The 23,473-nt window shown below is 44.7% G+C and carries 14 protein-coding genes; 13 read left to right on the forward strand and 1 reads right to left on the reverse strand.

Going from position 1 to position 23,473, the window contains the following annotated elements; all coding sequences use genetic code 11:
- Positions 1 to 302 precede the first annotated feature (302 nt).
- From ACMA1I_RS22220 to lysA, 13 genes are all read left to right on the forward strand, one after another.
- Entirely contained in the window at positions 303 to 1,136 is an 834-nt protein-coding gene (locus tag ACMA1I_RS22220) for a DUF481 domain-containing protein (protein ID WP_337070690.1), read from the forward strand.
- Positions 1,137 to 1,323: 187 nt separating this feature from the next.
- A complete protein-coding gene (locus ACMA1I_RS22225) occupies positions 1,324 to 1,785 on the forward strand; it encodes an Rrf2 family transcriptional regulator (RefSeq protein WP_337070691.1) in 462 nt (153 codons plus the stop codon).
- Positions 1,786 to 2,129: 344 nt separating this feature from the next.
- Positions 2,130 to 2,825, forward strand: coding sequence for a DUF2490 domain-containing protein (locus tag ACMA1I_RS22230; RefSeq protein WP_337070692.1), 696 nt, complete (start codon positions 2,130 to 2,132; stop codon positions 2,823 to 2,825).
- A complete protein-coding gene (locus ACMA1I_RS22235; RefSeq protein ID WP_337070693.1) occupies positions 2,815 to 3,678 on the forward strand; it encodes a sulfite exporter TauE/SafE family protein in 864 nt (287 codons plus the stop codon). Before ACMA1I_RS22230 ends, ACMA1I_RS22235 begins: the two co-directional genes overlap by 11 nt.
- 1,247 nt (positions 3,679 to 4,925) lie before the next feature.
- On the forward strand, positions 4,926 to 6,887 hold the full coding sequence (gyrB, locus tag ACMA1I_RS22240; protein WP_337070694.1) for a DNA topoisomerase (ATP-hydrolyzing) subunit B: 1,962 nt from the start codon (positions 4,926 to 4,928) through the stop codon (positions 6,885 to 6,887).
- A 994-nt stretch (positions 6,888 to 7,881) separates the two neighbouring features.
- On the forward strand, positions 7,882 to 8,889 hold the full coding sequence (gene bioB, locus ACMA1I_RS22245) for a biotin synthase BioB (RefSeq protein ID WP_337070695.1): 1,008 nt from the start codon (positions 7,882 to 7,884) through the stop codon (positions 8,887 to 8,889).
- Between the two features lie 158 nt (positions 8,890 to 9,047).
- On the forward strand, positions 9,048 to 10,178 hold the full coding sequence (locus ACMA1I_RS22250) for an 8-amino-7-oxononanoate synthase (protein WP_337070696.1): 1,131 nt from the start codon (positions 9,048 to 9,050) through the stop codon (positions 10,176 to 10,178).
- Complete coding sequence (gene bioD / locus ACMA1I_RS22255; RefSeq protein WP_337070697.1) at positions 10,175 to 10,789, forward strand: dethiobiotin synthase; 615 nt, start codon at positions 10,175 to 10,177, stop codon at positions 10,787 to 10,789. Before ACMA1I_RS22250 ends, bioD begins: the two co-directional genes overlap by 4 nt.
- Before the next feature lie 197 nt (positions 10,790 to 10,986).
- Positions 10,987 to 12,267, forward strand: coding sequence for an adenosylmethionine--8-amino-7-oxononanoate transaminase (gene bioA / locus ACMA1I_RS22260; protein ID WP_337070698.1), 1,281 nt, complete (start codon positions 10,987 to 10,989; stop codon positions 12,265 to 12,267).
- Between the two features lie 1,103 nt (positions 12,268 to 13,370).
- Complete coding sequence (locus tag ACMA1I_RS22265) at positions 13,371 to 15,074, forward strand: T9SS type A sorting domain-containing protein (RefSeq protein WP_337070699.1); 1,704 nt, start codon at positions 13,371 to 13,373, stop codon at positions 15,072 to 15,074.
- Between the two features lie 406 nt (positions 15,075 to 15,480).
- Positions 15,481 to 19,932: a T9SS type A sorting domain-containing protein gene (locus ACMA1I_RS22270; RefSeq protein ID WP_337070700.1), complete on the forward strand. Its 4,452-nt coding sequence runs from the start codon at positions 15,481 to 15,483 to the stop codon at positions 19,930 to 19,932.
- A 353-nt stretch (positions 19,933 to 20,285) separates the two neighbouring features.
- Complete coding sequence (locus ACMA1I_RS22275) at positions 20,286 to 21,617, forward strand: aspartate kinase (protein ID WP_337070701.1); 1,332 nt, start codon at positions 20,286 to 20,288, stop codon at positions 21,615 to 21,617.
- Entirely contained in the window at positions 21,610 to 22,758 is a 1,149-nt protein-coding gene (gene lysA, locus ACMA1I_RS22280; RefSeq protein WP_337070702.1) for a diaminopimelate decarboxylase, read from the forward strand. The genes ACMA1I_RS22275 and lysA overlap by 8 nt, the downstream gene beginning before the upstream one ends.
- A 146-nt stretch (positions 22,759 to 22,904) precedes the next feature.
- Here the strand turns inward: lysA and ACMA1I_RS22285 are convergent, their stop codons facing one another.
- Positions 22,905 to 23,321, reverse strand: a complete 417-nt coding sequence (locus ACMA1I_RS22285; RefSeq protein ID WP_337070703.1) for a hypothetical protein — start codon at positions 23,319 to 23,321, stop codon at positions 22,905 to 22,907.
- Positions 23,322 to 23,473 lie beyond the last annotated feature (152 nt).

The following is a 23,473-nucleotide window of genomic DNA, read 5'->3' on the forward strand; positions in this document are numbered from 1 at the left end:
ATGATAAAGTGCATAAGGCTAAGGAGTTAGGTGAAACATCGGACAATATTTCTACCTAATCCTTAGCCTTTTTTGTTGCGCAAATGCCTGTCTTAAACCAAATTAATTCCCGAGTTCACGTTATTTTAACAGCAGTGCTCTTGCGCTAAACTTTTGATAACTACCTCCGGAAGATCATTTTCATTCTAATAATTTGGCACCTCACAAGGCATTAGAAGCTGATTTGGGTGCAAAGGCTATTAAATAATTTGGTTTGTTTCAAAACTTTTGGTTAAGGTTTTGTTTTGCCCGACCTTCGAAAAATGAAAAGAATTGTGCAAACCCACCACTTGCTACTTTTTGTATTCCTGATTTTGCTGCTAAGAACGCAGCCTGTAGTGGCGCAGCAGCCTGTTATACTAGCTCCGCCCCCGCCGCCGCAAGACACGCTTCTGCTTCCGCCACCCGACAGTCTTGAGAAAGAAAAATTTGTACTGATAGATAGCGTGAGCTACCGGTTTATCGGAGACGGCAACTTTAGCTGGGGCAATGTAGACCGTAGCCTGGTTGTGTTGCGCACCGAAGCTGTTTTTGGTGGCCCGGCCGTATCTATTGCCACTAACCCTCGCTTTGCCTACGGTCGGCAAAACCAATTGCTGGCAGAACGCGAATGGTATACCGATCTGAACGTGGAAGTACTTAAACAAAATAGAGTTTATGGTTTTGCCATGGGTACCCTGGAGCGCAGCAATCTTCGCCGCATCGATTTACGGCAGCTCGCAGGTGCGGGTCTGGGCTTTCGGCTCCTAAAATCCGAACGGCATGAAATGACTTTTACCAATGCCATTATTCATGAATCAACCAACTTTAGAGAACGGCCAACGATAGTAACTCAACGTAATTCTGCCAGGCTCCGGGGGAAACATTCTTTCCAGAATAACCGCATCAGGTTATCGCATACTACCTTCTTTTTGCCCTCGCTGGAAGATTTTTCGAACCTGCGTTGGAACACTATCATTTCGGTGGAATTGCCGCTAACCAGGTGGGTTACCATCAGAAGTAACTTTGAGAACACGTATGAAAGCATAGTGGAACCCGGCCGGAAAAAGAACGACACACGCATTACTTTCGGATTCTCGGTTGGAAACAAAAAATAATCTACTTTGAGAGCCAAATTATCTGATTCACACTGTTTGTGCTTACCCCAAGAAAAACAGCAAGGCTTCCTGTGCCATAGAAAAGGCTACATGGGCATTCAGATCAAACCTCATAAGGTTTAACATTAAATTTTCGCTTTCATTTGTATTTCCGTAACTTTGCATAATAAATCAAAGCCAGCCTTTCATGCTTTCTAAAAAAGCAAAATACGCACTTAAAGCCTTACTTTACCTTACAAAGCAGCAGCAAGCAGGACTTGTAAATATTTCTGATATTGCGGAAAAAGAACGTATTCCTAAAAAGTTCCTGGAGGCGATACTGGTAGACCTCAAAACGAACGGCATTCTGCATAGTGTAAGAGGAAAAAAAGGTGGTTATTCCCTGTCAAAAGAACCATCTGAAATTTCTGTTGGCAATATTATCCGGATGATTGACGGTCCTTTAGCACCCATTCCTTGTGTAAGCCACCTATATTACCGCAAATGCGACGAGTGCCAGGACGAAGCAACCTGCGAAATCAGGATTGTGATGAAAAAAGTACGCGATGCCACTGCTGCTATTCTAGATGAAACCTTTTTAACAGACCTGGAGGCGCTTAATGCTTATCTGCAAGTTGAAACGCAAGAACCTCTTGATTTCCAGATTTAAAAAATTCACGTTTTCTAAAACACCGGGTTTCTCTTCTTCGGCCGCTCTGCTCCTGCCAAAGGCTTCCCTCGGCCTAAATTTAACCCTTAAGTACTGGTTGTTAACTAATTAATTCTGCCTTCACGTCAAAAGCAGCAAGAAACCTTTTATCTTGTTCTTACTTTTCTTTCAACTCTTTTCCAAAGAGAACTTCTCTGCTCTTTTTTGAGGCTAAAAGGCAGGTAAAAATTTATTTTACCAATAGTCTACTAATTTAATAGATTTAATATACATTGCAGAAATATTTGACTGGTCACTGAATGCGGTTCGTATTTTTAATTTTATTGCTTCTGCCAGTTAAATTGATGGGGCAAGCAGATAAATCAGTTTTAAAGCAGGATTTGTTTTGGGTTCGATACCAGAACCAGCTCACCATTAGCCCAAAATGGCTGTTGCAATCAGAGGTCGACACCAGGATGTATTACCGTCCTTTAAAGGAACATCATCTGGTTATAAGATCGCAGGCCCGGTACACGCTTCATGAGCAGGTACAGGCAGGAGTTGGGTTCACCTATGCATTGCAATACCCACAAGACCCAAGATCGAAGAGCGATCTGGTAATACGAGAATTAAGGGCGCAGCACGACATAACCTTAAAACAAAAGGTTGCAGAGGCTACCATAAATCACCGGTACATGCTCGAAGAAAGGTTTATCCGGAAGGTACAGGAAAATGAATTGCTACCCGGCTACAACTTTAACTTCAGGTTTCGCTACAGGTTACAGGCAGAAATTCCGCTAATCCACAGAGGAAACCAAAACCTGGGGCTGGTATTGTACGACGAGGTCATGCTGAATTTTGGAAAAACCATTGTCAGAAATGTGTTCGACCAGAACAGAATATATGGAGGCGTCAAATGTGGGCTTTCGCCTGCTTTTGCCATGGAAATAGGCTACCTGTTCTGGTACCAGCAACGCTCCTCCGGTAAAGATTTTTATAGCAGAGACATAGCTCGACTAAGTATTTATCATAAAGTAAATTTAAAAAGGAATGACAAGTAAGTTTTCACTAAAACACATCGGTAGGCTTATAATTGCTCTAAAAATAGGTTTGGTTCTCTTCCTGGCGTATAAGGTGCTGGTTGTAAACGACGGTGATTTTGGCATGCCCTTCGATAACAGGTTTTTTCTTTTTGTAGCAGCCGGATTTTTGGCTCAAATTGTTGATGGTGCGCTTGGTATGGCTTATGGCGTTAGTTGCTCCTCGCTCCTCCTTTATTTTGGAATTTCTCCGGCGGTTGCCTCTGCCAGTGTGCATACAGCCGAAGTTTTCACGACAGGTGTTTCGGGATTGTCGCACCTGTTTTTGAAGAACGTGAACATGAAACTCTTTTTAAAGATAGTGATTCCGGGTGTGATAGGCGCAGTAGTAGGAGCCTACCTTATTTCCGACTTTTTTGATGGTGACTTAGTTAAACCTTATGTATCGGGGTATCTCCTGCTCATGGGTTTGCTCCTTGTCATAAAAAGTTTCAGGCCTATCAAACCAAAAGAGGAAGTAAAAAGAGTGTCGCTACTAGGCCTGACAGGAGGCTTCTTTGATGCAGTAGGTGGTGGAGGCTGGGGCCCTATTGTAACAACCAATCTTATCTTTCAAGGAAAGACGCCAAACGAAACCATTGGTACTGTTAACACAGCCGAGTTTTTTGTGGCCTTTTTCAGCACCGGGGTATTCCTCTTTTTTGTTGGGATAGACAGCTGGCAGATTGTGCTAGGTCTGATAGCAGGCGGCGTGGTGGCTGCTCCTATCGGAGCCTTGATGGCCAAAAAAATAAAACCAAAGGCGCTTATGCTTATGGTAGGCTTTCTGATTATTGCCATCTCCAGTTTCACCATTTACAGAACCTTTATGTAAAAAGCTAAAAAAGGCCGTTGCAAAAAAGCAACGGCCTTTTTTAGCTCCTTCCCTACCCCAACTCCAAATAGATTACTGTTTCCTAGCTTTTCCACCGAGCCTAAGGCAACGAATTATGCTAATCAAAATACCCTTTCAGAGGTAATTTTGGAATGAGTGCATATAAGGTTGGTAGCCATAATAAAAGGGTGTGTTTCTCAAATAGAGAAACCCTAAACCGCCGAATTTAGTCCAATAGTAAATAAAAAAAGGCCTCGTCTTTCCAGATGAGGCCTTTGCTGTAGGGGAAGGAATCGAACCTTCACGAAGTAGTTAGGCAAAATTCTTTAGTTGATTAAAAAATATGCTTGCTTTATCCCGGATTCTCCACCCCCGAGAGAGGAGGGCTTGTCTGCCAGTTTCAACACCCTACATTGTTTGTTGATGATGTAAAGGTAAGGCAGTGATTTCTAACTTGCAAATATTTCAACAAAAAATATTTTACATTGAAAATTAAGCAAACATTTATTCTAATTTTTAAATAAATAAAAATAAATACATCTTAGAGGCACCTCCATTAAAAATTTAATAATACTAACAGGCGTTAGAGAACAATCAACTTTTCTAAGTAATAAATCCTCACCGTTCATAAATTTAGTTGTCCCTAAAAGGGTTGAAACAGCTCCCTAAAGACATTAAATCTTTATAACTAACTCAAAAACAACAGCTTACCATAGTCATCCCATCTTCCTCTACATGCATAATAAATGTACCGTCTCAGCTCCACTGGCACTGGTCTTTCTCGTTTTTCAATAATTACAGGTAAGCTCTTCATCACATTTTGAATCCAATAAATAAAGCTGCCAGGGCCAACCTAAACTTCATCATAGCTCCACTTTAATTCTTGGCACAGGAACAGCACCTACGAACCAATAAACACCAAATGTGGAATGACTTCTTGAATGATTTTGATAGAACCAGAAAACAACCTACCAAAACGTCGAAACAGCAGCTTACAGGATAAGTTGTACGAACTAAAAACTAGTTGACAGGAGGCTGACCTCTTGCAAAAGAAGCCGCTAAGCCCAAACTTGTAAAGGCAGAGCAGGCACTTAAGCAGCCTAAAAATTGTTTAAAATAGATTAGGCTTACCAGCAAGGCACCTCGACTAAAAGCTGTTGGATAAAACAGTGTTTCTTGCTTATAAAAGTATAGCTAAAACGAAATTAAAGTGGTAATTTTACTTATTAATGTATCTTTTTACACACATGAGTGAAGTGGAAGAAAAACAATTAGCAAATAATTATTCAGCAGATAGTATTCAGGTGCTGGAAGGACTCGAAGCAGTCCGCAAGCGACCTGCCATGTACATTGGCGATATCGGTATAAAGGGCCTGCACCACCTGGTATGGGAAGTAGTAGATAACTCTATCGATGAGGCCATGGCCGGCCATTGCGACGAAATTTCAGTTACTATAAACCCCGATAACTCCGTTACCGTTTCCGATAACGGACGAGGCATCCCGACAGACTTTCACCAGAAAGAAGGCCGCTCGGCCCTGGAAGTAGTAATGACGGTACTGCACGCCGGGGGTAAATTCGATAAAGACACATATAAAGTTTCGGGTGGTTTGCATGGTGTAGGTGTTTCCTGCGTAAATGCGCTCTCCACCGACCTGCACGTAACCGTGCACCGCAACGGCAAAATTTTTGAGCAGCACTTTAATATTGGTGTTCCGCAATACCCGGTGCGCGAAATTGGTGTTACAGACAAAACCGGTACTACGGTGCAGTTTAAGCCCGACGGCTCTATTTTCACCACCACTGAATATAAATACGACACCATCCAGAGCCGCATGCGGGAGCTTTCGTTCCTGAACAAAGGCATCCGGATTAACCTGCAGGACCTGCGCGAGCTCGACGAAGAAGGACGGCCGTTGCTGACGGATTCGTTTCTATCGGAAGGCGGCTTGAAGGAGTTTGTCGCTTACCTCGACGAGACACGCGAAAACCTGATACCAGAGCCAATACATGTTGAAAGTGAGAAAAACGGTGTGCCTGTAGAAATCGCACTCCAGTACAACACCTCCTACTCAGAGAATATTTTCTCTTACGTAAACAACATCAATACCATAGAAGGCGGTACCCACGTGGCTGGTTTCAGGAGAGCACTTACCCGCACCCTGAAAAGTTATGCCGAAAAATCGGGCATGCTCGACAAAGTAAAGATTGATATCGCCGGCGACGACTTCCGCGAAGGTCTGACAGCTGTCATATCAGTGAAAGTAGCAGAGCCACAGTTCGAAGGCCAGACCAAAACCAAACTGGGTAACTCAGAGGTTTCTGGTGCTGTTGACATTGCGGTAGGTGAAATGCTGAACGAGTACCTGGAAGAGCACCCGCGTGAAGCACGTATTATTGTGCAAAAGGTAATATTGGCTGCACAGGCCCGTTTTGCCGCACGCAAGGCACGTGAAATGGTGCAACGCAAAAACGTACTTTCCGGCACCAGCTTGCCCGGTAAACTCGCCGACTGCTCCGACAGCAACCCCGAAAACTGCGAACTGTACCTCGTGGAAGGTGACTCAGCGGGTGGATCTGCCAAGCAGGGCCGCGACCGTAAGTTCCAGGCAATTCTGCCGCTTCGGGGTAAAATCCTGAACGTGGAGAAGGCACAGGAGCACCGCATCTACGAAAACGAAGAGATCAAGAACATGATTACGGCTCTTGGCGTGAGCTTTGGCACCCCCGAAGACGACAAAGCCCTGAACATGCAGAAGCTGCGTTACCACAAAGTCATCATCATGACGGATGCGGACGTAGACGGTTCTCACATTCGTACGCTGATTCTGACCTTCTTCTTCCGCTATATGAAAGAGTTGATTGAGAACGGCTATATCTATATAGCACTGCCTCCGCTTTACCTCGTCAAAAAAGGCAAAGAAGAGCGCTACTGCTGGAGCGAGCAAGATCGCATAGATGCCATTCGCGAAGTAGGTAAAGGCCGTGAAGACACCGTGAACGTACAGCGTTACAAAGGTCTTGGAGAAATGAACCCGGAACAGCTCTGGAACACCACCATGGACCCTACATCCCGAAGCCTGAAGCAGGTTTCCATTGATTCTGCCGCAGAAGCCGATCACCTGTTCTCGATGCTGATGGGCGACGAAGTAGGTCCGCGCCGTGACTTTATAGAACGCAACGCTAAATATGCCCGCGTAGACGTTTAAATTTCTTTAGATGTCAAAACCAGAAAGAGCCAGCTACACCAGCTGGCTCTTTCTGGTTTTATTCGTTCTCATGTTATTTTCCGGATCTGTAACCCTAGACAGCAGCTTCCCTAAAGCTGCTACAGAGCGAACACCTTTGCCAGCTGTATAAATTGAGCCAGCACTGTCGGAGCGTTTAGCGAGTGGGGGTGCAGGGGTCCTCTACTCGGCGGATCTTCATTTCAGTTAGTTCTTTTTATATTAAAGTCGCAACTGGCAACCCGAGGAATAACCAGTTATATGTATGCTGTTATCAATGATGTATGTTTACTTTTTAAGGTCATTCTGAGCCTGTCGAAGAAACTATTAAAAAGAGCACTATGACATGGCGGAAGTAGCAAGACGTGGCTTTACAGCTTCTTTGTACGATGTAGTTCTTTCGACAATCGGGCGCCAATCCTCCAGCTCAAGATGACCTTCCTTTTAATCGTGGTCTAACGATTGTAGTATCAATACAAAACGATCAAAGACTCCAACAGCTATTAAACTACTCCACCCTGCTGTCACAGCATGAGTAGCAACTATGCCTGCTTAGATTATACCACCTATAGCTAATGCTCATGGATCTCGCCCACGAGATCCCTTTTGGATGACAATGTGAAAGGGTGGTCAAAACTGTGGGAAAAATTAAACACCATCTCAAATCTCAACCAGCCTTACTCCTCACCTAACTAACTCCCGATACAAAAGAAAATCTCCCCTTTCTAATCCTTAGTATTAAAACAATAAAATCTCTTCTGAAGTCCATTTTCATTAGAATAATTCTGCCAAAGGTTTTGGTGCAGGCAACTCAGCTATTCGCTCCCGCTAACTTACAAACAAATTAACAAATGGCTTTTCCACCGTCAAGCTCCACTATTTTAGTATATTAGCTAATTATCCACTTTCGCAATAGGCAAAACAAATTTTTATTGTTGAATCTAGAGATTACCTTCGCATTCTAAACACGAGTACCATGACGCAAAACGGACAAAAAACAGACATCCGCAACAACTGGAGTCTGGAAGAGATAAAGGCTATTTATTATAAGCCCGTACTGGAGCTGATCGTTGAAGCTGCCAATGTGCACAAGCAATACCAGGCCACCGGCGAAGTACAAGTATGTACCTTGCTTTCGGTAAAAACAGGTGGCTGCCCGGAAGACTGCTCTTATTGTCCGCAGGCTGCCAGGTATCATACAGGTGTGGATGTGCATAAGCTGCTGAGCAAAGAGCAGGTGCTTACTTCTGCACAGCGTGCTAAAGAAGGTGGCTCTACCCGCTTCTGCATGGGCGCTGCCTGGCGCGAGATCCGCGACAACCGCGACTTCGATCAGGTACTGGAAATGGTGAAAGGAGTAAACGAACTGGGGCTGGAAGTATGCTGCACCTTAGGTATGCTGAACGAGTACCAGGCACAGCGCCTTAAAGAAGCTGGACTCTACGCCTATAACCACAACCTTGATACCTCAGAGGAACATTACGACAAAATTATTACCACCCGCACTTACAACGACCGCCTCGACACGCTGGAACATGTGCGCGAGGCTGGCATATCGGTGTGCAGCGGGGGCATTATAGGTTTAGGCGAAACAGACGAAGACAGAATTGGCATGCTGCATACGCTGTCTACACTGCCGCAACACCCTGAGTCAGTGCCGGTAAACGCGCTGGTGCCGGTAAAAGGCACGCCATTGGCTGAGCAGCCGCGCGTGTCGGTATGGGAAATGGTGCGCATGATTGCCACTGCCCGTATTCTGATGCCACAAGCCATGGTGCGTCTTTCTGCTGGCCGTGAGCAAATGAGCGTAACGGAGCAGGCACTTTGCTTTCTGGCAGGCGCCAACTCTATTTTTACCGGCGAAAAGCTCCTTACTACTCCAAACCCTGATTTCGACACCGACAAAGCCATGTTTGAACTTTTAGGCCTGCAACCACGCCAGTCGTTTAAAGAAGAAGCAGTAGCTAGCGCTGTGCCAAATTAAAGATTATAAGATATGGCGGCTGCACGTGGCTAGTGCTCAGTCAAGTTGAATTTTAAATTTTAGGTGCAGCGAAAGGATGAAAGTTCATACCTACGAGCAGCACTTCTAATTTTGAATTCTTGATTTCTAATTTGACATGTACTAGCGTCTATTGAAAAATGTCTAAAGTCTTATTGAAGTTAGCACAGAAGCTGGCGGATCGCGAAGCGCAGGGCAACCTGCGCCAGCTAAAAACGGCCGCCGGCCTAACCGACTTCTGCTCTAACGACTACCTCGGGCTGGCAAGATCGGATAAACTGAAAAAGCTGATCCGGGAAGAGTTGGAAAAACAAGAGCATTGGACCGTTGGCGCAACTGGTTCCAGGCTTTTGTCGGGCAATACCGCTCTAACAGAAGACCTGGAGAAGCAAATTGCCATGTATCATCAGGCAGAGGCTGCCTTACTTTATAATTCAGGATATGTTGCCAATGTAGGGCTGCTATCGGCAGTGCCTCAACGCGGCGACACCATCTTTTATGACGAGGCCAGCCATGCATCCATAAAAGATGGCATTCGCTTAAGCTTTGCCAAAGCTTACCCTTTCAGGCACAACAGCCTGGAGGACCTACGGCAAAAACTAAAGCACGCAGCCGGGCAGGTGTTTGTAGTGGTTGAGTCAGTATATTCCATGGATGGCGACAAGGCGCCGCTGCAGGAACTGGTAGAAGTATGTCAGGAACCTGAAGCCGCTCTTATTGTAGACGAGGCACATGCTGTTGGCCTTTACGGTCCCAAAGGCGAAGGACTAACAACGGCACTTGGACTAGATAAAGAAGTGTTTGCGCGGGTACTCACTTATGGCAAAGCCATGGGATGCCACGGTGCAGCCATAGTCGGACCAGCCATTTTGCGCGACTTTCTTATAAATTTTAGTCGCTCCTTTATTTACACTACGGCCTTGCCTGCACACGATGTGCTGGCGCTGCAATGTGCTTACCACCTGCTACCCCACTTACACGAGGAGCGGGCTCAGGTGCAAAAGCTGGCAGATTACTTATATAAAGAGTTAAACAACGCAGCCCATATACGCTGCACGCCACAGCACAGTGTAATTCTGTCTGTGTTTGTGCACGATGCGCAACAGCTCAAGCCACTGGCTTTAGCTTTACAGAACGAAGGATTTGACATTCGCCCGGTTATGAGTCCTACCGTTCCGAAGGGAACCGAACGGTTACGGCTCATTGTCCATACTTTTAACACTCAACAGGAAATTGATGGCCTTGTACAGGCCATCAAAAGACACACATGAAACGCTACTTTGTAACAGGCATCGGAACGGACGTTGGCAAAACAGTTGCCGCAGCCATTCTTACCGAAGCGCTCCAGGCAGATTACTGGAAACCCGTGCAGGCCGGAGGCCTTGATTTTACTGACACCGACACTGTAAAGAGTCTGGTCACACATGAGCAGGCTGTATTTTTCCCGGAAGCTTACCGCCTGAAGATGGCAGCTTCGCCACATAAGGCCGCAGCAGCTGAGGGCATAGAGATAGACGTTCGCAACATTAAGCTCCCGCACACCGACCACAACCTGATTGTGGAGGGAGCAGGCGGCCTGATGGTACCCTTGAACAAGCGGTACCTGGTCCTGGACCTGGTGCAGCAGCTGGGGCTGGAAGTTGTGCTTGTGTCGCGCAATTACCTAGGCAGCATAAACCACACACTGCTCACGGCGGAGGTGCTGCGCTATCGAAAAATTCCAGTGGCGGGTATTATTTTCAATGGCGAAGAGAATGCTTCATCCGAAGATTTTATTGTAAAGTATACGGGTCTGCGACGCTTGCCCTCTATTCGCCAGGAAGCAGATTTTTGTAAAGAGACCGTGGCCGAGTATGCCGAACAATTTAAAGGGTATCTCTAACAAATAAGTTTTATCTTTCTACCTAAAGCAGCTATTTGATTAAAAAACTACGAACACGTTAGCGCCTCCAGATTTTTTGTACTGGCCCCAAAACTCAGAAAATGGCTCAGGAAGGCCATTTTCATTAGAATAATCTGACTGGGGCCTTTGAGGCTGACATCCTTGCGCTAACATTTCCACTAAAACAGGAATAAAACATGAGTCTTTCTGCACGCGACCAACAGGTAATATGGCACCCTTACACACAAATGAAAACTGCTGCTCCCCCTATACCCATTGTACGCGGAGAAGGAGCGCTGTTATTCACTGAAACCGGCGAGGCCTATATCGATGCTGTTTCGTCGTGGTGGGTTACTTTGCACGGGCATGCACACCCCTATATTGCGCAGAAAGTGGCAGAGCAGCTACAGACTCTGGAGCACGTTATATTCGCGGGTTTTACACATCCGGCAGCTGTAGAATTGGCAGAACGCCTGATTCAGGTTCTTCCGGAAGGCCAGCGCCGCATCTTTTACTCCGACAATGGTTCTACAGCTGTGGAGGTAGCACTTAAAATGGCTCTGCAGTTCTGGCACATCCAGGGCATACCTAAAACCCAGATTATCGCCTTCCGCGACAGCTACCACGGCGATACATTTGGAGCGATGAGCGTGAGCGCGCGCAGCACCTTTACAGCCCCTTTCCAGCAGTTTCTGTTTGATGTCGATTTTATTGATGTGCCTGTACCCGGCCACGAGGAACAAACCTTTGCACAGCTTGAGGAGCTACTTCAGCAAAATGACAAAGCAGCTTTCATTTACGAACCGCTAGTGCTGGGCACTGCTGGAATGGTTATGTACACACCTGCCATCCTGGACCGGCTGGTAGCGCTCTGTCAGCACCACCAGGTGCTCACCATTGCCGATGAAGTGATGACAGGCTTTGGCCGGACCGGCCAAACCTTTGCCAGCCATTACCTCTCCCATAAGCCGGATATGGTATGTCTCTCCAAAGGCCTCACAGGCGGCACCATGGCACTGGGCGTAACCAGTTGTACGGAACGTTTATACGAAGCTTTTCTGCACGAAGACAAATCAAAAACCTTTTTCCACGGTCACAGCTACACCGCTAACCCAGTGGCCTGTGCTGCCGGCCTGGCCAGCCTGGATCTGTTATTACAGGAGCATACCCAGACAAACATTGCCCGTATTTCGGCACAACACGCTGCTTTCGCTCAACAAATAAAAGAGCTCGCTCACATAAAGGAAGTGCGGCAGCAAGGCACCATTTTAGCTATCGAATTTGAAGTTGGCACTACCTCCTACTTCAGTAACCTGCGCGACACACTCTATAATTACGCGCTTTCTCAAGGTCTAATTCTAAGACCACTTGGCAATATAATTTACTGCCTCCCCCCCTACTGCATCACCAATGAGCAACTTTCCCATGTGTACAAGGCCATGGAAGGTATGCGTCTGCTACTTGCAAAAAATAAATAATTATATCTAAAACAGCGCTACTACCTCAGGGCATGCACCTGCTCATCATATCTGATAATGGCACAAACAGAAGCTCTGAATTCCATTTAAATAAGGTAGGAAACTGCTGGTTCAAAATAGCTGAATCACAAGGAGAGCGATAGATACTGTGCACAACCCAGTATTAATCGCTCTCCTCTTTATCTACCTACCTCCCCATACCTTTGCCAGATGCACTATGAGCCGGCACAGTTGCGGGAAGGGGACCTCCTTAAACGTGTTCAGCAAATGGGAATGCAGGAGTCCCAGATTTGTCGGGCCTGGGTTTTCTATGGTTCTAATTGTATCAAGATCATAACCGTCAGACGCAGGATGGTCCCAGAGAAAAACCGCTCCGCCCGCCCCTGTTGCGGTTCCTCATCAACAGGCATTTCTACTGTTAGGGCAACAGGTCAAATCGAAACACATAAAAATCTGATATTTCATGCTCTAAGGGACGTTTGCTTGCTGGTGAAAACAAGCAGCGTGGGCAGGTGTGTTTGTAGTAAATTTAATAAAAACCCTTAGCCTGGCTGCTGTGGTATCAAGAAACAAAGAAGCAAAACTCCAGGAATAAGAAAAATCCACGTCTTTACCTAAGTTGAGGCAGCTACTATTTAATCTAAACTTCCAAGCAAGTAGCCATTGCTTTTGCCTCTCGCCCACAAGATACTTCCAGAATGACAAAAAGAGGGTTAGCTGAAGAGCAATAATTATACTCGGCTACCGCACAGCTAGAATTAGAGTTTTGGTTCAGAGAATGATAGTATTTCAAAGAACCCCGTTTTCCACATTTTAGAATCAATCTCATTTTAAGAAATCAAAGTCCCAAATTAGGAAAAAAAGAAACATTTAATAGGCAAAATCATTAAGTGAAATTTATTACTTTATAATAAATATTACATTTAAAGCCCCTATACCACCCTTACCATCATAATTTACCTGTAAAAATCCTATCATCTCTTCAACATCCTTTTTACTGGCATCATCTTTCTAATAAGCAGTTCAGAATTTACCTGAAAGCAGGTACACAGACTCGAAAGAATACTCCTGAAATAATTTAGAACGCTGAAATGCCAAAGTTTATGTTAACTATTTTTGTTGCCCGCCGCCTTAGAAACACACTTAATTCACTAACTGTTATTATTGTTCTGATTTTGTCTCAAACCGTTGCGTTAGCCCAAGCTAACAAGCAACCAGTAGCACAAAACATTACCTCTCCAGAGGTTCCAAACAATACCTCACTGGCTAAAGTAATTACCCCATTAAGCGCAACAGATGCTGACGGCACTATCTCTTACTTTACCATTGCTTCGTTACCGCAATCTTGGTTAGGCGTATTGTATGTAAACAATGTACCCGCCAAAGCCGGACAAATTGTTACGTTAGATCAAGCTGCACAATTAAGCTACAGAGCTTCTATAACCTACGAGGCAACAGCCACTTTTACTTATACTGCTACTGATAATAAGAAAGCTGTTTCATCAGCTGCTACTTATAACATTCCGATTGTATACGACATCGACCTGACCCTGAACCACGGCATGCAGGCAAGCCTGCCATTAAAAGTTGGACAAGAAGTTACTGTTACTTATAAGGTAAACAACATCGGTACTTACCCAGCTTGGGATGGTGTGTTTATTCAGAACTTTATACCTGCCGAGCTCACTTATGTACGCTCAACAGCTGGCGACAACTGGCGATACGATGCTAAAAAGAACACCTGGAATGTACAAGCCATGGAAGGAAATGCAACTAAAACGGTTACTATAATTGCAAAATTAAATACGACAAACAGCTTTAGTCATACTGCCATAGTAGCTCTGATCAGTACACAGAAGGATATAAACTTAACTAACAACAGCAGCAACTACAATCCAACACAAAAAATTAATGCGCCCTCAGTAGAAAATGTTGCCGTAATTATGCCAGTAGCCACTACAGAAGGTAGTATCACAAAAATCAACCCGCTTAAAGCAAATGTTGGAGAAGGTAGAACCATTAAGAACTTTACACTTACTTCAGTACCCAACACATCTAATGGCAAGCTGTATGTAAACAATAAAATGGCAAAACAAGGCCAGGAAATTACACCAGAAGAAGCCTCTGCTCTTAGCTTTGAGCCTACTCCTTCTTACGAAGGCGAATGTATGTTCAAATACACAGCCACAGACAACTTTGGTGCAACCAGCATGGCGCCTGCTACTTATAACATCACTATGATGGGTTTCTCCACTCCGGTATCGTTAACAGCTTTTTCGGCACAAGCACAGAATAATGGAATCGCATTAGTTTGGAGCACCGCCTCAGAGCAGGATAATGACTATTTTAACGTAGAAAGAAGCCAGGACGGTATTACCTATAAAACAGTAGGCAAAGTAAAAGGTGCAGGAAACAGCAGCCTCAAACTTAACTACACTTTCCTGGACTCACAAGCGCCAGCCGGCTTAGTATACTACCGACTGAAGCAAGTTGATACAGACGGTATTTTTGAATTCAGCAAAGTAATAACTGTTGCAGCGCGTGGTAAGGCAGCTAGTGTACAGATACAAACTTACCCAAACCCCTTTTCACAGCAACTGACCTTAAGCGTGCCTTCTGCTACAATGGGCCAAGCGCAGCTGCAACTCCTGGATCTGCAGGGCCGCGTAGTAATGGCTCAAACCCTTAACATTGAGCAAGGCCAGAGCAATATTGAAATTCCAACTGATACGCTTCCTGCCGGTGCTTATATTATGGTCATCAAAGGCAACGGCATCGATAGCAAAACCAGAGTAATAAAATCATAAACAAAAAATTTAATATTAACAGGTGTTCCAATAACTTGTTTAAACCTTGGCCCTTAAAAGTTCAAAAACTAATAAATTTAATCAGCCTTAAAATCAGGATTATTTAATTTTTACTTATTATTTTATAAGTATAGCTAAATTAATATTTTTTTAAAAAAACCCGCTAGCGTAACACCTGACGGTTTTTTTTATTTATCCCTCCCTCCATTAAAATTATATATTTTATACAAAATTCACATCTCTACCTGCGCCCCTATTTCTTGCATTAAAAGAGAGATACAGCAATTTTGGAGAAAACCTTTCGCTTATAAAGTGGTTAGATATCAAACACTTTTAACTTAACTTACTGATTTTACCAATAGAGATTAATTAAAATACCCAAAGGAATTCATCAAAACACCCCCGTATGAAAACAAACTTACAGTGCGTCTTTTTCTTCCTGTTGTGTTTGCTCTTTGCAAATTTTTTCACATCTTCTACTGTATTAGCGCAAACCCCTGGCCTTATTTACCGCCCGGCCACAAGCGGTGGACAAAATGTTCTTGACCCAAATGGGGATGGTTATGTGTCTGCAACATCCGCAGGATGGGCATCTGGCGCAAGAGACGAGGGTGTCGGGTTTAGCGAAATTCCTTACAGAGCCTTTCCTGCCTTACAAACTGAACCATTAAATGACCTAACTACTGGCAGTGGCGGAGGCCATACAGACCTTGCTCCACCAAATGCTGATGGCTCTACCACAGGTGCTCCTTTAGCTGCCTACTTTAATGAAACTCACCTTCTTTTCAGAGTTAGAATTGGCTCTGCTTCCACCGCCTCTAAAGGCTACAGCGTATTAATTGACTCTAACAATAGCTTCAACACGCAATCTACAGCTCCTAACCCTGGTTTTGAGTTTGAGGTTGTTTTAGCCACTAACTTTGATGTTGCTATATATGACCATAGAAATGCGCCAAACGGTGGGCCTAAAGTTTTTTCTGGTTCTGTGTCGCAATTTTCGCAAAGATCAGTTGCAGCTTCGCTAGGCGGTGGCAACCCCGATTATTTTTATGATTTCTATGTACCGCTGTCAGCCTTTCCTGCTGGAGCTATAACCGCTACCACTCCTTTGAGAATGACCGGTATTACCGTTACCAGTGCACAAAGTGGTATAACAGGAACCGTATCGGATGTAGGTGGGGTAAACTATGCCTCCTATAGCTACAATAGGCAAAGAGCCTGGAGTGATGTTATCAGTTCCTTTCCTCCTACAAGCTTGAACCAGATACAGGCTGGTGCATTCCCTATTCTATCGATAGCAGCAGCACCTCCTGTAGTTCGGGACCCAATTACTGCTGTTACTACCACCATTACAGGAATTTCTGTTGAAGCTCCTGGCTCTATAATTACAGCTTACAAAACTGATGGCGGCACAACCTCCACTTTGGGCACCACCACTGTTTTGGCAGATGGATCCTGGACCTTAACTGGCATCCCTGTTAATTCACTCACGTTAGGAAACACCATAACCGCTACAGTTAAACCTCCTAACAAGGATGTATCTCCTTTATCTGAAGCTGTTATCGTTACAAGTGGCTTTTGTTTTTCAATTCCCCCCCCTGTCATCACCGCACTTGGAGGAACAGGAAATAATAACAGACCATTTATAGGCACCACCAGCTATGTTGGAAGCCAGCGGATTAGGATTTACTCTGTAGATGGGAATAATAATGCTACTTTTATTATATCACATGATGTAACTACCACAGCTGCAAATCAATCATGGGAAACTCCAGCCGTAGCTCTTGGCCAATTCAATTACTTTGCAACTACAACGCCTTTAAGCGGCGGCACATTTAGTGGTTGCGAATCGTTAAGATCTAACCAATTATGTTGGAGAAATGGCCCTTTTAGGGTAAACGGAGAAGTTGTTTCCATTACCAGTGCTGAATACACTTCTAACAATGCAACTCAATCTATTGCAATTTCTACGTCATCTCTATCAGGTATTCCTGTTAATACCACTACTATCCTAGGATCTGTTGCTGCAACTCCCGGTGGTAGTGTAACCACAAATGTAATACTTATAGTAAATAGTGTTCCTCAATCCCAAAGAGCAGTTCCTGTAATCACTTCCACCACTGCAGCAGTATCCTGGTCGCTAACACTTCCTGCTCTTCAAGCTACTGATATTATAAATGTAAGAACGGTCCGGACATTAACAGGAGGAGGTAGCTTAACTTGCGAAAACTCTTACTCCTCCCCTTCTAACCTGTTAGACGTGCAAAATGTTTCTGAGGCACCAACAATCAACGCCTTAACAGAGTGTGGAAGGGTTACCCGCCTAACAGGCACCTCTACAGAGCCAGCTGGAACGACCATTCAGTTTTTTACAGGGGGCACAGCAGGTCAGCGTAACGGCACCATCGTAAACCAAAATGGAACATCTACGCCGATTACAGCCAGAGTATCCCGTTTAGGCACTTGGTCTGCAGATCTTTCAAGTGCTGCAGGTGGTGGTATTGGCGCAGGAACTGCCATAACAGCAAGAGCATTGATAGTAGGAGAAGTTCGTAGTGTAAACTCTAACGTAGTTACAGGAACCACTGCTCCAACTGCGCCAGTTATGAACGGCCCTATAAACGAAGGTAGTACCACCATAATTGGCAGAGGAGCAGCACCAGGATCGCAGGTAACGCTTATTATTGATGGAACGCCTTTTACCCCTGTAACAGCCACACAAGATGGCAATTTTATAGTTTCAGGTTTGTCTGAGTTTGAAGTGTTTGCGGGAGCCTCTATTACTGCAACCTACACCACTACAGGCGGCACTTGTGTAAGCGAAAGAGCAACGCCAGTAATAGTACAGTGTGCCCCTCCGGCTACACCAGCTTTTACTACAAACACCTTCGCAACATGTAGTGGTGGTACAGTTTCACTTACATTAAATAATACTGTTTCTGGTGTATCTTATGCCCTAGTTACAAGAAGTGGTACGGCACCTAACTTTACTTATACCAGCGCAGGTAGTTCTTTACTCAGCACAGGTGGTACTATTACACTAACTTCAAACGCCTTAACTGCTGGTACCATACTCTATGTAAGAGCCAGAAGAATAAGCGGAGCCACATGTGATGCCATTTCGACCAATACAATTACTGTTACCGTTAATCCCGTACCTGTTACTACTGGGTTACCTGCCTCAACAACTACAAGTTTAACTTGTCCTGGAGTAGCAACAGTTTCGGTATCAGGTACCAATGCAAGCTATAACTACCAATTGGTGAATTCAGCTGGCGCATTGGTTGGCTCTCCTGTTCAGGGTTCAGGAACTACTGCTACTATATCATTATCAGCAGGTACCGTGTCCGCCCCTTCTTCATTTAGTCTTCGAATAAATGATAGAACCACTGGTTGCATTACAACAGTAACTAACTTTTTAACAGTAACGCTTACAAGTAGCCCAACTTTAAACAATACTGTTACTAATACCTCCCCCATTGTATGTACCAATGCAGCAGGCTCTGTAACTGTTAACGCACCACAAGCAGGCTACACCTATCAGCTCTATAATGTAAGTACAAATATGGCTGTTGGAACAGGTGTACTAGTTCAATCAACAAACACACCAAGCTCTATTACACTTTCTACTGGTACACTAGGAGCAGGAAGCCATACCTTCTATGTAGGTGTGAGATCAGCTAGCGGAACTTGTACAGGTGTTTATAGATTAAATACGCAGGTTACTGTTAATGCACAGCCTGGCCCAACTGCTACTTCTTCATGGCAGACTCAATGTGGCGGTAATTTAACAATTAACTTAAGTAGCAATACTCCAACGACAGGGGGTGGTACCTGGACTGTATCTACTACAACCAGTAGCACTTTACCTACTATAACTTCGCCTACTTCGGCTACAACAACTGCCACAGGCTTAAATTCAGGTAATTTTGTGTTTACCTGGACTGCCAATACTAGTTGTACAGGGGGTACCTCAACAGCTAATGTAACTGTTACTGTTAACTGCCCCACTGAGTACCTGTTGGCAGCACCAAGGTATAAAACAGATTATACCAATAATACTGTACTGGCAAGTGCTTTTGATCCAGACGGTGGTGTTAAAAGTGCTAGCTTGGCATTTGGTAATCTATTACCGGATGGCACAAGTCTCTTGCCTAATGGTAATATTGTGGTGAATAACGCAGCCAGTTTAATGTCTGGCACCTACTCCTTCACAGTGCTAACTACTGATGCCAGAAATATCACCACAAGTACACCAATGACCATCCAAATCTACGGGGAGGCACCTACTACGACCTCCTTGCCGGTAGAACTGGTTTATTTTACGGCTACCGTACAGCAAGGCCAGGCAACGCTGCAATGGCTCACTGCATCTGAAAAAGACAACGATCGGTTCGAGATAGAGCGTAGCACCGACGGGAGAAAGTTTGAGAAGATAGGCACTGTAACAGGGAAAGGAAACACAAACTTGGAAACCAAATACTCGTTCCTGGACAAAAAACCGGTAACCGGCACTGTTTATTACCGCCTGAAGCAAATTGATTATGACGGACAACACGAATATAGCCAGGTTATAGCTGTTAACGGCAACGGTGTAGAGCACAAGCTGCAGCTACAGGCACACCCAAGTCCGTTCAACAACCTGCTGCATGTAACTGTAACCGCACCAGTGGCAGAGCGGGTTACCCTGCAGCTGGCAGATATGAAAGGACGTGTGCTGCTGGTTCGGCAACTGGAAATAAATGAAGGGCTAAACCAAGTAGAACTTAAACTGAAAGACATAGCCGGTGGAGTTTACCTCCTGAAAGTATCAGGCAACGGCATGCAGGCTTCTACTCGTGTTATGAAGACGCAATAACCCATTAAATTCTTCTAATAAAATTGCCCTTCCAGAGGCAAGTCGAGGCATGAAAAGTCTAGGGTAACTGCGTTCTAATTGGAGCAAGGTTATTTCCCCTGGGTCCTTTTCAAGACAAAACCACTCCGGAAGGGCATTGCATTAGAATAATTCAGCAACCAAAGGTGTACCAGGTTCTACTTGATGAATTTAAAATAAAACATCTCCACCTGAACAAAACAAAAAAGAGTCAGCTTCCGGGCTGACTCTTTTTGTGATTTATGATTGTTAAAATCATTATTTCTTACGCATAATGTTTAGAATTTTCTACTTTTGCAGACGATTTTTAACAAACTCATTTTCATACCTGTAACATGAAAATCTTAAAATTTGGAGGTACCTCCGTAGGCTCTGCCGAAAGAATGAAGGCTGTAATGGCCCTTATCAATGATGGAGAGCCTAAAATTGTAGTACTATCAGCTATGTCTGGTACTACAAACAACCTGGTGCAAATAGCCGAACAGCTGCACCAGAACAACAATGAGGAAGCGAATGCGCTGATTGAAGCGCTTTACGAAAAATATAAACAGGTAGTAGATGTACTCTACGCCACCGACAGCAAGAAAAAACAGGCCTTCGAGTTAATCGCTAACCATTTCGATTATATCAGAGCCTTTACCCAGGATCTCTTTACTGTACATGAAGAAAGAGCCATTCTGGCACAAGGAGAACTGCTTTCTACAGCTTTGTTCCAGTTTTTCCTGGAAGAGCAAGGCGTGGAATCGGTGCTGCTGCCAGCCCTGAGCTTCATGAAAATAGACGAGAACGAAGAGCCAGATGCAGATTATATTGCCAAGCACATTCGTACGGAACTTGATAAGTACGCTGGAATAAACCTGTTTATTACCCAGGGTTACATTTGCCGCAATGCTTTTGGCGAAATAGACAACTTGAAGCGTGGTGGCTCCGACTACTCCGCCTCCCTGATTGGCGCGGCCATCGATGCCTCCGAAATTCAGATATGGACCGATATCGACGGCATGCACAACAACGACCCGCGGGTGGTAAAAAACACCTACCCTATTGCGGAGCTGTCGTTCGATGAGGCTGCTGAACTGGCTTATTTTGGGGCGAAGATTCTTCATCCGTCCAGCGTGCTGCCAGCAAAGCAGAAGAACATTCCGGTTAAGTTGCTCAACACCATGCAGCCAGAAGCCAAAGGCACCACCATTTCTGCCAGAACAGAGGGTGGCAGTATTAAGGCTGTGGCGGCAAAAGACGATATTATTGCTATTAAGATCAAGTCTGGTCGTATGCTGCTGGCGTACGGCTTCCTGCGTAGTGTTTTCGAGGTATTCGAACGGTACAAAACGCCAATCGACATGATTACAACTTCTGAAGTAGCCGTGTCGCTTACCATCGACAACCCAAAATACCTCAACGAAATTGTAGCTGAGTTAAAAGAGTTTGGGCAGGTAGACGTAGACCAGGAGCAAACCATTGTGTGCGTGGTGGGCGACTTTATTTCGCAGCGTAGCGGCACCAGCCTGAAAATCTTCCAGGCCCTGCAGGACATTCAGTTGCGCATGATCTCCTATGGCGGAAGCCGTAACAACATCAGCCTGCTGATAAACACCACAGATAAAGTAAAAGCACTTAACCTGCTCAACGACAATATTTTTGAAAGGAGTACAACCAATGCTTAAAGATCATCTGCAGAAACTGCAGCAGCACGACACCCCTTTGTATGTGTATGATCTTGAACTGCTGCGCCAGACACTTGCAAAGGCTCAGTCAGAATCGTCTAAATACGGTTACCAGGTACATTATGCTTTTAAAGCAAATACAAATGCCCCTGTGCTTGCTGAAGTAAAGGCGCACGGGTTTGGAGCAGACTGTGTGAGTGGCAACGAAATAAAGTGTGCCATCGAAAACGGCTTTAGCCCAGATCATGTGGTATTTGCAGGAGTAGGCAAATCAGATGCAGAAATTAACTTTGCCCTCGATAAAGATATTTTCTGCTTTAACTGTGAGTCTTTGCATGAGTTAGCCATACTCAACGAATTGGCAGCAGCTAAAGGTAAAACAGCGCGCATTGCACTTCGTATAAACCCGAACGTAAACGCCAACACGCACAAATACATTACTACCGGCCTTGAGGAAAACAAGTTCGGCATTAATGCCTGGGAGTTACCAGAAGTGCTGGGGCAACTAAAGGAATTGGAGAACCTGAAATTAACTGGTCTGCACTTTCACATTGGGTCACAGATTACTGATCTGTCTTCTTTCAAAAACCTGTGCACTCGTGTAAATGAGTTTCAGGAGTGGTTTCTGTCGCACAACGTGGAGTTGGAGCACATAAATGTAGGCGGAGGTTTAGGAGTAGACTATTACCACCCGGATGAGCAGCTGATACCTGATTTTGAAGCTTATTTCAGTCTGTTCAACCAGTTCCTGGAGGTAAAGCCAGGGCAGCAGGTTCACTTTGAGCTTGGCCGGTCGCTGGTGGCTCAGTGCGGTACTCTTGTATCGCGCGTGCTTTACATCAAGCATGGCAAAACAACCAATTTCGCTATTCTAGATGCTGGCATGACCGAGCTTATACGCCCTGCCCTCTACCAGTCGTACCACAAAATAGAAAACCTGAGCAGCAACCAGCCAGAAAATAAGTACGATGTGGTTGGCCCGATCTGCGAGTCGTCAGACTGTTTCGGAAAAGCTGTGTTATTACCAGAAACAAACCGTGGAGATTTGATTGCCATTCGCACGGCTGGGGCGTACGGCGAAGTCATGACCTCGCAGTACAACCTCCGCGACAAAGCCCAGGTATTGTATCTAAATCAATAGAAATCGGTATACCGCAATATCCAAAAGCCCTGGTCCTTGTAAAAGAGCCAGGGCTTTTTTTGCTACCAATTGGTAGGAGATTTATATATAAAAAGATGCTTCTATTGAAAACTGCACTTCATGTTAACTCCTAAAGTACAGAATACCTACTGAGCTCTGAAAGTTGGTTTGGCAGCTACAATGGCTGGATCTTTTTCCAACAGGTGCAACACCTTACTAACCTGTTGATTATCAAGACCATCTACTAAATCTAACGTGTGTGCTAAAGAAGAATTTGCCGGTGTTGCCATGCCGATATGCTGTACAAAGCCATATTTGTTCAGCAACTCCTGCTGTTGAGCAAACGAAGTATTTTCGCGAAATATTACCTGCACCTGCTTCGTATTGAGCTGCATTCCAGCAGGATTTGCTATAACAAGCGAGGACGAATCAGCTATTTCTAACCTGTTCAGTAGCTCAGGATCAAAACGAACATGTTTAAGTGGCGATACGGTGGTATCCTTGCATGAAGGGAAAACCAGGGTGCTTGCTACAACAGCTATAAGTGATAATAGTATTCTCATGAGCGTACAGGATTTATCAATTTCAGATACTTACTTGTACGTCCGCTCAAAAGAAATAGCTATGATTTTTTATGTAAAATATGATGTAAATAATTGTATTAGGCACCATATCTTTATAACATCCCAAATAACTGATTTCAACAAAACAAATA

Source organism: Pontibacter sp. 13R65 (genome assembly GCF_047525655.1).
GTDB lineage: Bacteria > Bacteroidota > Bacteroidia > Cytophagales > Hymenobacteraceae > Pontibacter.

Excerpts from the sequence above, each read along its gene's own strand:
- ACMA1I_RS22220 (WP_337070690.1), top strand. The coding sequence starts at position 303 with ATGAAAAGAATTGTGCAAACCCACCACTTGCTACTTTTTGTATTCCTG.
- ACMA1I_RS22225 (WP_337070691.1), top strand. The coding sequence starts at position 1,324 with ATGCTTTCTAAAAAAGCAAAATACGCACTTAAAGCCTTACTTTACCTT.
- ACMA1I_RS22230 (WP_337070692.1), top strand. The coding sequence starts at position 2,130 with ATGGGGCAAGCAGATAAATCAGTTTTAAAGCAGGATTTGTTTTGGGTT.
- ACMA1I_RS22235 (WP_337070693.1), top strand. The coding sequence starts at position 2,815 with ATGACAAGTAAGTTTTCACTAAAACACATCGGTAGGCTTATAATTGCT.
- gyrB (WP_337070694.1), top strand. The coding sequence starts at position 4,926 with ATGAGTGAAGTGGAAGAAAAACAATTAGCAAATAATTATTCAGCAGAT.
- bioB (WP_337070695.1), top strand. The coding sequence starts at position 7,882 with ATGACGCAAAACGGACAAAAAACAGACATCCGCAACAACTGGAGTCTG.
- ACMA1I_RS22250 (WP_337070696.1), top strand. The coding sequence starts at position 9,048 with ATGTCTAAAGTCTTATTGAAGTTAGCACAGAAGCTGGCGGATCGCGAA.
- bioD (WP_337070697.1), top strand. The coding sequence starts at position 10,175 with ATGAAACGCTACTTTGTAACAGGCATCGGAACGGACGTTGGCAAAACA.
- bioA (WP_337070698.1), top strand. The coding sequence starts at position 10,987 with ATGAGTCTTTCTGCACGCGACCAACAGGTAATATGGCACCCTTACACA.
- ACMA1I_RS22265 (WP_337070699.1), top strand. The coding sequence starts at position 13,371 with ATGTTAACTATTTTTGTTGCCCGCCGCCTTAGAAACACACTTAATTCA.
- ACMA1I_RS22270 (WP_337070700.1), top strand. The coding sequence starts at position 15,481 with ATGAAAACAAACTTACAGTGCGTCTTTTTCTTCCTGTTGTGTTTGCTC.
- ACMA1I_RS22275 (WP_337070701.1), top strand. The coding sequence starts at position 20,286 with ATGAAAATCTTAAAATTTGGAGGTACCTCCGTAGGCTCTGCCGAAAGA.
- lysA (WP_337070702.1), top strand. The coding sequence starts at position 21,610 with ATGCTTAAAGATCATCTGCAGAAACTGCAGCAGCACGACACCCCTTTG.
- ACMA1I_RS22285 (WP_337070703.1), bottom strand. The coding sequence starts at position 23,321 with ATGAGAATACTATTATCACTTATAGCTGTTGTAGCAAGCACCCTGGTT.